We start from the raw sequence: 13529 nt of genomic DNA on the forward strand, positions 1-13529 counted from the left end.
CGATGAATTTTCATGAAATGGTGCAACGCTTCGCCGCCGCGCTGCCGGGCACCGACTCGTTCAAGCAGGCCAACGCCGACTGTGAGGCCATCATCCGTGACCAGCCGTTCCAGGCCGGCGCGGCCTTTCTGGTCGCGGGCTTTTGCCGCAGCTACGTGCTCATCTACGAGGATCAGGGGCTGGAGCACGACTTCGCCCTGCGCAACCAGCGCCAGCTGCTCGAGTACATGAACAGCCTGCAGGCGGCCCTGGCGACGTGCGATCACGCGATTGCGCACCAGGCACTGATCGAGGTGGTGACCCATTACGCCAGGAGCGAGCGGATTTTCTAGGGCGGCGGCTGGCGGCGCCAGCAGGCCGGAGCCAACGGCCTAGAGCGCCGTCCAGGACTGCCTCGAAGCCTGCAGCTGGTTCTTGATCCAGTTGGTAAAGGCCCGCACGGCGGGCCGCTCGCACTTCTGCAGGTCGGTGACCAGGTAGTAGCCGCGGTGCGAGTGGATGACGATATCGAAGGGGCGCACCAGCAGCCCCTTGGCCATGGAGTCGCCACACAGCAGGTTGTCGCCCATGGCAACGCCCTGGGCCGCGATGCACGCCGCCTGTGCGCAATGTGCATCGGAAAACAGGATGCCCGTGGCCACGTTCAGCTCCGGGGTGTTCGCCGCCGCCTGCCACACCCGCCAGTCGCTGTAGTCGCTCATGTGCAGCAATGGGAACGCGGCCAGGTCCTGCGGGGTCTTGAGCCCGCCCAGGGCGTTGATCAGCCGCGGGCTGCAGACCGGAAAGTAGTTCAGCGCCGCTATCTGTTCCACCTGCATGCCAGGCCAGTCGCCGATACCGTAGGAGATGAACAGGTCGGCGTTGTGGTTGCTCACGTCATCCGCCGTGGTCGGTGTGACCATGTGCAACTGGACCTGGGGGTATTCCTTCACGAAGCCGCCGATGTGGTGGCACAGCCAGTAGGTGGAAAACCCCGAGCTGCAACTGATGGTCAACTTGCCATACACCTCCTGGTCATCGACCCGCCGGCCTGCATCCTCCAGGTTGGCCAGCAGGCGCTGGATCTCCCGGGCGTAGCGTTCGCCGCGAAACGTCAGCGAGATACCCCGGCCCTGGCGCTCGGTCAGGGCAAAGCCGAGGGTGTCCTCCATGCCCGTGATCTGATGGCTGATGGCGCTGCGGGTGAGGTTGAGCTCAAGCGCCGCGGCAGTCACGCTGCCCAACCGGGCAACCGCTTCCAGGGCACGTAACGCGGGCATCGAGGGTAGACGCATGGGGCGCTCCACTGACTTATTGTTGAGCAAATATAAACATTAATGGCGAAATAAATCGATTGTCGTATTTTCTGGTTCAACAATACTAGGCAGGCCCTGCGGGTCCGAGCCGCTCAGCGGGGTCACATACCAATAAGGAATGCCCTGCATGATCGAGCCCAAGGCCTTTGCCCAGAACTGGGTGGACCAACAGCAAACGACCCTGTCCGACTGGCACCAGGTGATCTGGCACTATGCCGAGCCGGCCTTTCGCGAGTACAAGTCCTGCGCCTGGTACGTCGAGCTGCTGCGCAGGCAAGGGTTCGAGGTGGAGGAGGGCAGCGGCGGCATGCCTACCGCCTTCTGCGCCACGTTTCGCAACGGCGACGGCCCTGTGCTGGCGACCTACGCGGAGTACGACGCGGTGCCGGGCAACAACCAGGCGGCGACCACCCGGCGCCAGCCGCGCGAAGGGCTGTCGCGTTTCGCCCCGGGGCATACCGACCCTCATTCGGCGCTGGGCATCAGTGCCCTGGGTGGCCTGCTGGCCGCCAAGGCCGCCATGCTCGAACATGGCATCGCGGGCACGCTGAAATTCTTCGGCGAGCCGGCGGAAAAGCTGCGCGCCTCCAAGCCGGTGCACGCGGCCAAGGGCTATTACGATGACCTGGACGCGGCCATCAGCTTCCACCCCACGTACATGCTGCCGCTGAACAACACCACTACCTGGGATACGCACTGCGGCATCGCCTACGCCTACATCTATACCTTCACCTGCGATTCGCCCCAGGACTGGATCGCAGCGGACAAGTACAGCCCGATTCCGCAGAACCACCTGGCCGCCAGGGCGCCTGGGGCCAACGACGCGCTGGTGCACTTCTATACCCTGAACGAGAGCATGCGCCGCTCCACGTTGCCGTTCACCGGGCTGTGGAGCTACAACGAGGCGATCCTCACCGCCGGCCAGGCCACAGCCGACAACCTGCCGCCGCACATCGCGCAGATCCAGTACCTGTCGCGCTGCGACTCGCTCGAGCAGGCCGAGGCCATCTCCCAGGTGATGGACAACAACGCCGCCGCCGCCGCCCTGGCCACCGGCTGCCAGTGGAACAAGACCTGGGTGTGCAAGTCCCGTGGCGGGCTGCCCAACCATGTGCTGGCGCAGGCCACCTACGACAACCTGCAGGCCATCGGCGCCCCCACCTGGGACGACGAGGCCATCGCCATCGCGCAGCAGATCCAGGGCAACCTGGGGCTCGAACCCATGGCCCGGCCGTTTCTGCCCGAAACCGAAACCCTGATCGACCCACAGGAGTGCGAGCGCCTGCTGCGCCAGCAGATGCCCGCCTGGCAAAAGCACCTGACCTCGGACGACTACCCCGAATACACCTGGCATTGCCCGACCGTGCGCCTGCTGGTGGCCCGCCCGATGCTCTCGGCACCGCCTGGCTACACCTACCCGGACTGGGTGCCCAATGCCCTGGGCGGCATCCGCCAGACCATCGACCCGATGATCCAGGTGGCGGCCAAGACCATCGGTGCCACCCTGATCGACCTGCTCACGCGGCCCGAGCTGCTGGCCGCCGCCCGCCAGGAATTCACCGAGCGTACCGGCGGCGGCATTGGCGGCACACGCTGGCAGGCGCCGCTGCTGCCCCGGGACTTCAAGGTCCCGCATGACTTCCGCTGGCCCGAATACATCCGCACCGCCCGTGGCGAGGAGTGGTGGATTCCGGCCCGGGACGACGAATAGCCGACCGGCGACGGCGCCTGCGGCGCCTTTTACCCAACCTGGTTTTCTTGGACTGGTGCCGCGCGGCGGTGCCATGCAAAGGTGTTCCCTGCGATGAGTGCGATGACCGATTACCGCTCCAGCCATGTGCCCGGCCCCCAAGGCGCCGCCGACCTGGTGTTTCTGAATGGCCGCATCTATACGGTCGATGAGTCTGCCCCCTGGGCCGAAGCCGTGGCCATTCGCAATGGCAGCTTCGTCGCGGTGGGCAGCAACGACGAGGCGAAGGCGTTCGTCGGCCCGCGCACCCAGGTGGTGGACCTGGACGGCCGTTTCGTGATGCCGGGTATCTACGACATGCACACCCACCCGGACCTCAAGCTTGCGCCCGGTTACTCCGGCTACCTCGAAGTCGGCGTCAGCGATCCGACCCCGGAGCAGGTGCGCCAGGCCATTCTCGACTATGCGGCCGAGCACCCGGGCGACGGCTGGGTGTATGGGCAGTACTTCGTGCGCTACACCTTCAAGCAGGCCGGGCTGGTGCCGTCGCGCCAATGGCTGGACAGCGTGCTGCCGGACCGCCCGGTGGCGATCCTGGATCGCTCCTGGGGCTGCATGATGGTCAACTCCAGGGCGCTCGAGATCGCCGGGATCGACGCCGACACCATCGACCCGCGCCACGGCTACATCGAGCGCGACAGCGTCACCGGCGAGCCGACCGGCATCCTGGTGGACGGTGCCTATGCACTGATGCACGCCGCCATGCCGCCCACGCCGCAACACGCCCTGAAGCGTGCCTATCGCGAAGGGGTGTGGTTCCAGAGCGGTCATGGGGTGGTGGGCACCAAGTATGTGCACGTGTGCGAGCACCGTCTCAATGCGCTCAAGGCCATCGACCAGGCGGGCGAGCTGTCGGTGCGCGTGGAGGCCGCGATCAGCTGGCAGGACGACATCTTCCCGGTCAAGCGTCGCTGGGAGCTGCTGGCGGGTGAGCGTCACTTCTATCGCAGCGCACGGCTCAACGCCAATGCGGTCAAGTTCCACTTCGACGGCACCCACGAATCGCGCTCGTCGTACCTGTCCAGCGCATGGCCGGGGGAGGAGCGCTGGCGCGGCCACCTCAACCTGACCCCCGAGCACATCACCGACATGGTGGTGGACATGGACCGCCGGGGTATCCGGGTCATCGCCCATTGCACCGGTGACGGCGCCTCCGACCTGTTCCTCGATGCCGTGGCCATGGCGCGGGCCAAGAACGGGCCCGACGGCGTGCGCCACCAGTGCGCGCACAGCACCACCTTGCTGGATGCCAACCTGCCGCGTTTTGCCGCGCTCAACGTCACCGCCGAGTTCTCCCCGGTGGGCTGGTTCCCTTCATCGTTCGCCAACGCCCGCGCCGTGTTCGGCGAGGACCGCATGCAGCGCGCCTACAACTTCAAGGGCGTGTTCGAGCATGGCGGCGTCGCGGTGATGGGCACCGACTGGCCGGTGTCCAGCATCAACCCCTGGATCGGCTTCGAGGCCATGGTCACCCGGCAGAACCCGTTCGGCGAGGAGCAGGGCAGTTTCTACGGCTCGCCCATCAGCCTGGAGCAGGCCATGCGCGTGATGACCATCAACGGGGCGTGGTGCATGGGTATCGAGGACAAGGCCGGCTCCATCGAGACGGGCAAGTCCGCCGACCTGATCGTGCTCGATCGCAACCTGTTCGAGGTGGAGCCCAAGGGCAACATCCACAACACCCAGGTGCAGATCACCGTGCTCGAAGGTGAAATCACCTGGGACCGCAACGGCGAGTTCGATGCCGGCATCCACGCGGCCACCTGGCGCCGTGAACTCCCCAACTTCTGAGGCGGGCCGTTTTGATGAACAAGCAGTCTCCCATTCCGGTGACATTGGTGTCGGGGTTTCTCGGCTCCGGCAAGACCACCCTGCTCAACAAGATCCTGGGCAGCGATCACGGCTTGCGCATGGCGGTGATGGTCAATGACTTTGGCGCGATCAACATCGACAGCGAGCTGATCGTCAGCCAGACCCAGACCACCCTCAGCCTGGCCAACGGGTGCATCTGCTGCACGGTTGAAAGTGACCTGATCGAGCAACTGGGGCGCCTGCTCGGCGACCGGCAGAACCGCCCGGAGTACATTCTGATCGAGGCGAGCGGGGTGTCGAGCCCGGGCAAGATCGCCCGCACGCTGAAGTACCCGCAGTTTCGCGATGCGCTGTCGATCGACAGCATCATCACGGTGGTGGACACCGAGCAGTTCGGGCAGCTCGAGGGCGAGATGGCGCAGTTGGCCATGGACCAGCTGGACGTGGCGGACATCATCGTGCTGAACAAGGTGGACCGGGTCGAACGCAGCCAGATCGAGGCGCTCAAGAGCCGCTGGCTGTACCCCCGGGCGCGAATGCTCGAATGCCAGTATGGCGATGTGCCGCTGGAGCTGGTGCTGGGCGTGGGGCGCGGCAACCCGCTGGCGTCGTTCACGCCGGTCAAGGCGGCCTCAGCGCCGAGCCTGGGCGGGCACGCGGCAGATCACGCCAGCGTGTTCGAGTCCTGGAGTTTCGCCAGCGACAGACCGATGGCACTCGACACGCTGCGCGCGACGCTGGCGCAGCTGCCGGCGTCGATCTATCGGGCCAAGGGCACGCTGCACATCGCCGAAGTGCCGGGCAAGCGGTTCATCATGCACCTGGTCGGCAGCCGCTGCGAGATCCTGCCCGACCGCGCCTGGGGCGATGAAACGCCCCACACCCGGCTCGTGTGCATCGGCAAGCGCGGCACCCTGGCCCCCGAGGCGCTCGAGGCCGGCTTCCAGGCGTGCGTTGTCCACACAAATGACAAGCTTTATTCACATCATGGGTGAAGCGGAGTTGGCGACGGCCTCTATCAGGTTCAGCAATGTGGGTGGTAGTGGCCTTCTGGCCTGTGCGGAGGGGGCAGGAGTGGTGAGCAGATATCAACAATCAGCCAAATTTAATTCGATTGTGGTTGCCCAGCATCTACTGAAAAATGCCTCGGCGGTCTGGTAAAAATAACAGGAGAAGACCCAATGACTAGTTGTGCTCAGGCGCTCGTCAAACTGCTTGAAGGTTATGGTGTGGACACCGTGTTCGGTATTCCGGGCGTGCACACTGTTGAGTTGTATCGCGGATTGCACGGTAGCCGGCTTCGCCATGTCAGCCCTCGCCACGAGCAGGGCGCAGGGTTCATGGCGGACGGCTATGCCCGAGTCAGTGGCAAGCCGGGGGTGTGCTTCATCATCACAGGCCCCGGCATGACCAACATTCTGACCGCCATGGGCCAGGCCTACGCCGACTCGGTGCCGATGCTGGTGATTTCCACCACCAGCCGTCGCGAGCACCAGCGGCTGGGGCACGGTTACCTGCACGAACTGCCTGACCAGCGCGCCATGGTGGCCGGCGTGTGCGCCTTCAGCCATACCCTGCAGCGCCCGCAGGAACTGCCGGAGGTGATTGCCCGGGCCTTCGCGCTGTTCGGTTGCGCCCGGCCGCGCCCGGTTCATATCGAGATCCCGCTGGATGTGCTGGAAATGCCGGCCGATGGCCTGGACCTGAGCCCTCGCGCATTGCCGCTGGCCAGCGCGCCTGCCGAGGCGGCCGTACAGCAGGCCGCCGCCTTGCTGGGCGCGGCACGGCGGCCGCTGATTCTCGCCGGCGGCGGCGCGCGCGGTGCCAGTGATGCACTGCGGGCACTGGCCGAGCGTCTCCAGGCTCCCGTTGCGCTGACCACCAATGCACGCGGCATCCTGCCGCCTGCGCACCCGCTGCTGCTCGATGGCGTGCAATCGTCCGCCCATGGCCGTGCACTCTTTGCCCAGGCGGATGTGGTGCTGGCGGTGGGCACCGAGCTGGGCGAAACCGACTACGACTTCTTCGGCCTCGGGCCACTGGCCCTGCAGGTGCCGGTGATTCGCCTGGACATCGACCCGATGCAGATCCTGGGCGTGCAACGCGCAGCCGTCGGGCTGCTTGGCGACGCACGGTTGGGGCTGCAGGCCCTGATCGCAGCGCTGCCCGGGGCGGCCGCAGACAGTGACTGGGCCGCGTTGAACGTGCCGCGGGTCAATGCCGCCGAGCGCGGCAGCTGGACCGGCAGGCAGCAGGCCATGCAGGCGCTGCTGGATACGCTGCGCGACAGCCTGCCGGCGCCGATCCTGGTTGGCGATTCGACGCAGCCGGTGTACCAGGGCGCGCTGGGCTACCGCGCACCGGCCCCGTGCACCTGGTTCAACGCCGGTACCGGGTACGGAACGCTGGGCTACGGCCTGCCGGCGGCCATCGGTGCCAAGGTTGCCCTGCCTGAACGTGCCGTGGTGGCGCTGGTGGGCGATGGTGGTTTGCAGTTCTCGAGCGCCGAACTGATCGCGGCGCGCGAGCACGGCATCGGGGTCATCCTGGTGCTGTGGAACAACCAGTGCTACGGCGAAATTCGCGACTACATGACGGCGCGCGACATTGCGCCCCTGGGCGTGGACATCCTCACGCCGGACTTCGCGGCCTTCGCACGCTCCTGTCATGTGCAGTACCACACCGCCGGCAGCCTGGAAGGGTTGCGCGATCTGCTGCAAGGCCTGGAGAGCGGCGAGCCGCACGTCATCGAACTGAACGCCTCGGACTTTCTGCCTGCCTGACGGGGCTGTCCGGTCGGGTTGATCAACAACAATGGGACATCGAAGCATGATCCACGAAAAAGGGCTGCCAAGCATGCAGTCGACCCCCGTCGTCGCCATCGATGACCTGCACAAGAGCTACGGCGACCATCACGTCCTCAAAGGGATCTCCCTGCGTGCCCATGAGGGGGACGTGGTGTCCCTGATCGGTTCCAGCGGCTCGGGCAAGAGCACCTTGCTGCGCTGCATCAACCTGCTGGAGATTCCCAACGCCGGCAGCCTGCGCGTGAACGACGAGGAAGTCAGGTTCAGGCAGGGGCGTGGCGGGGTGCGCGAGATCGCCGACCTGCGCCAGGTCGAGCGGCTGCGTGCGACCCTGAGCATGGTGTTCCAGAACTTCAACCTGTGGCCGCATCGCACCGTGCTGGAGAACGTGATCGAGGCCCCGGTGCATGTACTGGGTGAGAAGCGCCAGGACGCGATCGCGCATGCCGAGCAGTTGCTGGAGAAGGTCGGGCTGGCCCACAAGCGCCACGACTATCCCTCGTTTCTGTCCGGTGGCCAGCAGCAACGGGTCGCCATTGCGCGGGCACTGGCGGTACGGCCCAAGGTGATGCTGTTCGACGAACCTACCTCGGCGCTGGACCCGGAGCTGGTGGGCGACGTGTTGAAGGTGATCCGCGACATCGCGCAGGAGGGCCGCACGATGATCCTGGTGACCCACGAGATGGCGTTCGCGCGGGATGTCTCCACCCAGGTCGTGTACCTGCACCAGGGCCAGATCGAAGAGCAGGGCCCACCGCAACAGGTGATGCTCGACCCGCACAGCGAGCGGTGCCGCCAGTTCGTGATGGCGCAGAACAATCGCTCATAACAACACTATTCATCCGCGGGGGCGTGCCCCTGCATTGTCCGCTGCCAAAAACCAAACAATAGCTGCATAAGGACTGTTAAATGAAAAAGACACTCGTTGCTGTCGTGCACTCGCTCCTGCTGGCCGGGGCGATCAATGTCGCTCACGCCCAGGACAAGGTGGTGTTCGCGATTTCCCAGGAACCCTACCCGCCGTTTTCCTTCAGAAACAGCAATGGTGCGTGGAGCGGTTTCGAGCCTGACCTGATCAGCGAAGTGTGCAAGCGCATGCAGGCCGAGTGCTCGCTCAAGGGAATGGCCTGGGACGGCCTGATTCCGGCGCTGCGCTCCAAGCAGGTGGACGTCATCATGAACTCGATGTCCATCACCCCCGAACGTGAGCAGGTGGTGGACTTCAGCGACCCGTACATCGAGACGCCCGCACTGTGGGTCGGGGATGCCGCCCTGGAACTGACGCCCACCCCGGAAGGGCTCAAGGGCAAGATCATTGGCGTGCAGGGCTCGACCAGCCATTCGGCCTACGTCAAGGAGTACTTCGGCAAAGGCTCGACCATCCGCTACTACAACGACCAGGACGACCTGCTGGCCGACCTGCGCAGCGGCCGCATCGACATCATGCTGGCCGACAAGATCTCGGTGGAGCCGATGCTGGCACTGCCCGACAACGCGATGCTGGCCGGCAAGGGCATCGCGCCGGCCGACCCGCTGTTCGGCAAGGGCATCGGCGCGGCGGTGCGCAAGGGCGACGATGCCCTGCGCGAGAAGCTGAACCAGGCGCTCAAGGCCGTGCGCGAAGACGGCACCTACGACGCCATTGGTGCGCGCTACTTCAAATCCAGTGTCACAGCCGCCCAATGAGGCGGTTGAAACCTGCGCGGGTGATCGGGTGCCTGTATGACCATTTCTGAAATGTCCAATCTGCTGTTCGCCGAGGGCTGGATTCAAACCCTGGCCCAGGGCGCGGTGAAAACCCTGGGTATCTCCCTGGGGGCCTTCGCGCTGGGCCTGTGCATCGGCCTGCTCGTCGCGTTGATCAAGCTCAGGGGGCCACGCTGGATGGTCGCCTGTGCCAACTGCTACACCACGCTGTACCGCGCCGTGCCGGAACTGCTGCTGATCCTGCTGCTGTACTACGCAGGCACCGACCTGCTGAACCTGGCGATGGCCGCGATGGGCCGGCCCAGTGTCGAGATCAACGGTTTTCTGGCTGCGGTCGTGGTGCTGGGGATTGTCCAGGGCGCCTACTCGGGTGAGGTGATTCGCGGCGCCGTCGAGGCCATTCCTGCGGGGCTGGTGGAGGCCGGCAGGGCCTACGGCATGTCGCGGGCAAAGCTGTTGAGCCGGATCATCCTGCCGTGCATGTTGCCGTTCGCCATCGCGGGCCTGTCGAACCTGTGGCTGGTGCTGGTCAAGGAAAGTGCGCTGATCAGCGTGGTGGGCTACAGCGAACTGCTGACCGCCGGGCGTCAGGCTGCGGCCAGCACCAAGCACTACCTGCTGTTCTACCTGGTGGTCGCGGCGTTCTATTACGTCATCACCCTGGTTTCCAGCATGGTGTTCCGCAAGTTCGAGGCCGGCTTCGAACGCTGGATGCCCAGGAACGTATAAGGGGACGATCATGGATTTGACTTGGCTGAATGATTTTTCCAGTGAACTGCTGCGCGGTGCCGGCCTGACCGTGCAGTTGCTGCTCATCTCGGCAGGCTTCGGGTTTGTACTGGCCATCGCGATGGCCCTGGGGCGCCTGTCCAACAGCGTCGTGCTGGCCAACGCCTGCCGGTTTGTCAGCAGCGTGATTCGCGGCACGCCGCTGCTGGTGCAGATCTACATCCTGTATTACGGCGTCGGCAGCGTGCTGGCCAGCTACCCGCTGATCAGGGGCGGGGTGTTGTGGCCCTACCTGCGCGAAGGGTTCTGGTATGTGGCCCTTGCACTGACCTTGAGCGTGGGGGCGTATGTGGGCGAAGTGCTGCGCAGTGGCCTGCGCGCCGTACCCAGGGGCGAGCTTGAAGCGGCACGCGCCTATGGCATGCGCCGCGGGCAGATCCTGCGCAGGGTCTGGTTGCCGCGTGCATTGCAGATGGTCAGGCCGACCCTGGCGGGGGAGAGCGTGATGCTGCTCAAATCCACGGCGCTGGCCTCCACCGTCGCGGTTACCGACCTGCTCGGCGCCGCCAACATCGTGCGTTCGCAGACCCTGCGGGTCTATGAGCCGCTGCTGTTGGTGGCGATCACCTACATCGTCCTGGCCCTGATCATCGAAAAGAGCTTCAAGTTGATGGGCACCACCTCGCAGCGTCGAGTCTAGTGGCTAACGTATTGGCGTCGGTCTGTACGCCACAAGGAATTCAAATGAAGTATTCATCTCTGGTTCAACGCATCAGCGGCGAGAGCGTAGCCGCATGGGACATTCACTATGCTGCCTGCCAGGCGCAGGAGCGGGGCGAGAACGCGATCATCCTCAGCATCGGCGACCCCGATTTCGCGACGGACGATGCGATCTGCGAGGCCGCGATCCAGGCCCTAAAGGCCGGCGATACCCACTACACCCCGGTAGTGGGCCGGGAAAAGCTGCGCGAAGCCATCGCGGCCAAGCAGCGCAAGCTGCTGGGCATACCGGTGGCCGCCGAGAACGTCGCGCTGGTGGCCGGTGCGCAGAACGGCCTGTACGCCGCAGCCATGTGCCTGTTCGAAAGCGGCGATGACGTGCTGGTGCCCGAGCCGATGTACCTGACCTACGCTGCCAGCGTGCAGGCATCCGGTGCGCGGCTGGTGTGCATCGAGCAGCCTGCCGAGAAGGACTTTCGCCTCACGGCCCAGGCGCTTGAAGCCGCACTGACCCCCAACACCCGTGGCATCGCCCTGGCCACGCCGAACAACCCCACCGGCAACGTCTACACCCGCGAGGAGCTGGAGGCCGTGGCGCAGGTGGCCCGGCGTCACGACCTGTGGGTGATCTCGGACGAGGTCTACTGCCAGCTGACCTACGACGCGCCGCACATCAGCATCGCCAGCCTGGAGGGCATGGCCGAGCGCACGGTGGTGCTCAACAGCCTGTCCAAATCCCACGCCATGACCGGCTGGCGGGTCGGCTGGGTGGTGGCGCCCACGAGCCTTGTCCAGCACCTGGACAACCTGCTGCTGTGCATGCTCTACGGTCTGCCGGGCTTTGTTCAGGAAGCCGCGCTCAAGGCCATCGAGCTGGACGATGAGATCGTCGCCTCGGCCCGCGAACTCTACACCCGCCGCCGTGACCTGATCGCCCGGGAGCTGGACGGGGTGCCGCTGATCAAGGGCAAGGTGCCCGAGGCGGGTATGTTCATGCTGCTGGACATTCGTGCCACGGGCCTGTCGGGCGTCGATTTTGCCTGGGCGCTGTTCCGCGAGACCGGCGTCTCGGTGCTCGATGCCCAGGCCTTTGGCGCCAGTTGCGCGGGCTTCGTGCGGGTGTCGTTCACCGTCGCCGACAAGGACCTGCTGGACGCCTGCCAGCGGATCCGCCAGTTCATCGAGAAGCTGCAGGCCGGCCTCTGAGCCGCTTGCGAAGGAATGACGATGCTCCCTCCTGAATGTTCATCCGAAGTGCTCGCCGGCGTGCTGATCGGCGAGCAGTGGCTCGCCGACGGCCCGCTGCTCGAGGTCATCAACCCCTCCACCGAGGCGCTGATCGCCACGGTGGGCGGGGGCAATGCTGAAACCGTCGAGCTTGCCGTGCAAAGCGCCGCTGCAGCGTTTGCGCAGTGGTCAACCAGCACTGGCGCGTTGCGTGCCCAGGTGTTGCGCCGCATTGCCCGGGGCATACAGCAGAACCGCCAAAACCTGATGGCGCTGCAATCGCGCAACAACGGCAAGCCATTGGCCGAAGCGGGGCTGGACGTGGACGACGTGATAGCCACCTTTGACTATTACGCCGACCTGGCCCAGGGCCTTGACGCTGCGCAGGACCGTGGCGTGGAGCTGCCTGCCAGCGACTATGCCGCGCGCTTGCGCCGCGAGCCGTGTGGCGTGGTTGCGCTGATCGTGCCGTGGAACTTCCCCATGGTCACCACGGCCTGGAAACTGGCGCCGGCCCTGGCGGCGGGGTGCACGGTGGTGCTCAAGCCATCGGAGGTCACGCCGTTGCCGGAGCTTGCACTGGCGCGGATCATTCTCGAGGCGGGCCTGCCGGCGGGCGTGTTGAACATCGTGTGCGGTACCGGCCTGGCCGTGGGCGCACCCTTGTCGGCGCACCCGCAGGTGGCCAAGATCTCTTTCACCGGCAGCAACGCGGTGGGGGTTCAGGTAATGCAGCGCGCGGCAGAGACGGTGAAGGGTGTCAGCCTGGAGCTGGGCGGCAAGTCCTCGCTCATCGTGCTGGAGGACGCCGACCTGGAGCTGGCGGTCGAGCTGACCTGTGGCGGCGGCTTCTACAACGCTGGCCAGATGTGCTCGGCCACCAGCCGGGTGCTGGTCGCCGAGCACCTGGCGGACGCCTTCGTGGCAAAGGTCAGGGCCCGCGCCCAGGCGATCACCGTTGGCGACCCCTTTGTCGACGGGGTGCAGATGGGTGCGCTGGTCAACCGTGCCCAGTACGAGCGTGTGCTGGCGCACATCGCGCGCGGGCTGGCTTCGGGCGCCCGGCTCGAGTGCGGCGGTGGGCGCCCGCAGGGCTTGGCGCAGGGGTTCTACGTTGCGCCGACGGTGTTCACCGACGTGGCGCTGGACAGCAGCTTGTGGAACGAGGAGATCTTCGGCCCGGTGATCTGCATCCGCCGTTTCGGCACCGAAGCCGAGGCCATCGCGCTGGCCAACCAGGGTGATTTTGGCCTGGTGGCCACGGTGGTCGGCCGCGACCGCGTTGCGGCCAACCGGGTAGCGGATGCCTTGCAGGCCGGCATGGTCTGGATCAATGCGCCTCAGGTGATCTTCCCGCAGACCGCCTGGGGTGGGTACAAGCAGAGCAGCATCGGGCGCGAGCTCGGCCCCTGGGGGCTGGCAGCGTTTCAGGAGTTGAAGCATGTGGTGAGTGCTGGTTGATTGGCGCTGGCCGCAACACAC

Annotated in this window: 12 protein-coding genes; 11 read left to right on the forward strand and 1 reads right to left on the reverse strand. The window is 65.6% G+C overall.

The window, feature by feature from the left end; translation table 11 throughout:
- Positions 1–2 precede the first annotated feature (2 nt).
- Positions 3–332, forward strand: coding sequence for a hypothetical protein (locus FW760_RS02045; protein ID WP_054914373.1), 330 nt, complete (start codon positions 3–5; stop codon positions 330–332).
- 39 nt (positions 333–371) lie between these two features.
- Here the strand turns inward: FW760_RS02045 and FW760_RS02050 are convergent, their stop codons facing one another.
- Entirely contained in the window at positions 372–1274 is a 903-nt protein-coding gene (locus FW760_RS02050; RefSeq protein WP_058540305.1) for a LysR substrate-binding domain-containing protein, read from the reverse strand.
- A 148-nt stretch (positions 1275–1422) separates the two neighbouring features.
- Here FW760_RS02050 and FW760_RS02055 point away from each other — a divergent pair, with 148 nt between their 5' ends.
- From FW760_RS02055 to FW760_RS02100, 10 genes are all read left to right on the forward strand, one after another.
- The gene (locus FW760_RS02055; RefSeq protein ID WP_116053748.1) at positions 1423–3006 is read left to right on the forward strand and encodes an amidohydrolase; all 1584 of its coding nucleotides are present in this window, start codon (positions 1423–1425) and stop codon (positions 3004–3006) included.
- 93 nt (positions 3007–3099) lie between these two features.
- Positions 3100–4836 carry an amidohydrolase gene (locus FW760_RS02060; protein WP_116053751.1) on the forward strand — a complete coding sequence of 579 codons (1737 nt, stop codon included), beginning with the start codon at positions 3100–3102 and terminating at the stop codon, positions 4834–4836.
- Positions 4837–4850: 14 nt separating this feature from the next.
- Positions 4851–5852, forward strand: a complete 1002-nt coding sequence (locus FW760_RS02065; protein WP_100632656.1) for a CobW family GTP-binding protein — start codon at positions 4851–4853, stop codon at positions 5850–5852.
- A 186-nt stretch (positions 5853–6038) separates the two neighbouring features.
- Positions 6039–7640, forward strand: a complete 1602-nt coding sequence (locus FW760_RS02070; RefSeq protein ID WP_116053753.1) for a 5-guanidino-2-oxopentanoate decarboxylase — start codon at positions 6039–6041, stop codon at positions 7638–7640.
- A 73-nt stretch (positions 7641–7713) separates the two neighbouring features.
- The gene (locus FW760_RS02075) at positions 7714–8493 is read left to right on the forward strand and encodes an ABC transporter ATP-binding protein (RefSeq protein WP_043864096.1); all 780 of its coding nucleotides are present in this window, start codon (positions 7714–7716) and stop codon (positions 8491–8493) included.
- An 80-nt stretch (positions 8494–8573) separates the two neighbouring features.
- Positions 8574–9350: a transporter substrate-binding domain-containing protein gene (locus FW760_RS02080; RefSeq protein ID WP_054914377.1), complete on the forward strand. Its 777-nt coding sequence runs from the start codon at positions 8574–8576 to the stop codon at positions 9348–9350.
- Between the two features lie 36 nt (positions 9351–9386).
- Positions 9387–10100, forward strand: coding sequence for an ABC transporter permease (locus FW760_RS02085; protein WP_043864005.1), 714 nt, complete (start codon positions 9387–9389; stop codon positions 10098–10100).
- 10 nt (positions 10101–10110) lie between these two features.
- Positions 10111–10800: an ABC transporter permease gene (locus FW760_RS02090; protein ID WP_043864004.1), complete on the forward strand. Its 690-nt coding sequence runs from the start codon at positions 10111–10113 to the stop codon at positions 10798–10800.
- Positions 10801–10844: 44 nt separating this feature from the next.
- On the forward strand, positions 10845–12026 hold the full coding sequence (locus FW760_RS02095; RefSeq protein ID WP_043864003.1) for a pyridoxal phosphate-dependent aminotransferase: 1182 nt from the start codon (positions 10845–10847) through the stop codon (positions 12024–12026).
- A gap of 21 nt (positions 12027–12047) precedes the next feature.
- Positions 12048–13508, forward strand: coding sequence for an aldehyde dehydrogenase family protein (locus tag FW760_RS02100; protein ID WP_446443539.1), 1461 nt, complete (start codon positions 12048–12050; stop codon positions 13506–13508).
- Positions 13509–13529: the final 21 nt, after the last annotated feature.

This window comes from Pseudomonas sp. 1176_21, assembly GCF_052850635.1.

Coding starts and splice junctions, on each gene's coding strand:
- FW760_RS02070 (WP_116053753.1), top strand. CDS start 6,039: ATGACTAGTTGTGCTCAGGCGCTCGTCAAACTGCTTGAAGGTTATGGT.
- FW760_RS02060 (WP_116053751.1), top strand. CDS start 3,100: ATGAGTGCGATGACCGATTACCGCTCCAGCCATGTGCCCGGCCCCCAA.
- FW760_RS02075 (WP_043864096.1), top strand. CDS start 7,714: ATGCAGTCGACCCCCGTCGTCGCCATCGATGACCTGCACAAGAGCTAC.
- FW760_RS02090 (WP_043864004.1), top strand. CDS start 10,111: ATGGATTTGACTTGGCTGAATGATTTTTCCAGTGAACTGCTGCGCGGT.
- FW760_RS02085 (WP_043864005.1), top strand. CDS start 9,387: ATGACCATTTCTGAAATGTCCAATCTGCTGTTCGCCGAGGGCTGGATT.
- FW760_RS02095 (WP_043864003.1), top strand. CDS start 10,845: ATGAAGTATTCATCTCTGGTTCAACGCATCAGCGGCGAGAGCGTAGCC.
- FW760_RS02080 (WP_054914377.1), top strand. CDS start 8,574: ATGAAAAAGACACTCGTTGCTGTCGTGCACTCGCTCCTGCTGGCCGGG.
- FW760_RS02055 (WP_116053748.1), top strand. CDS start 1,423: ATGATCGAGCCCAAGGCCTTTGCCCAGAACTGGGTGGACCAACAGCAA.
- FW760_RS02050 (WP_058540305.1), bottom strand. CDS start 1,274: ATGCGTCTACCCTCGATGCCCGCGTTACGTGCCCTGGAAGCGGTTGCC.
- FW760_RS02100 (WP_446443539.1), top strand. CDS start 12,048: ATGCTCCCTCCTGAATGTTCATCCGAAGTGCTCGCCGGCGTGCTGATC.
- FW760_RS02065 (WP_100632656.1), top strand. CDS start 4,851: ATGAACAAGCAGTCTCCCATTCCGGTGACATTGGTGTCGGGGTTTCTC.
- FW760_RS02045 (WP_054914373.1), top strand. CDS start 3: ATGAATTTTCATGAAATGGTGCAACGCTTCGCCGCCGCGCTGCCGGGC.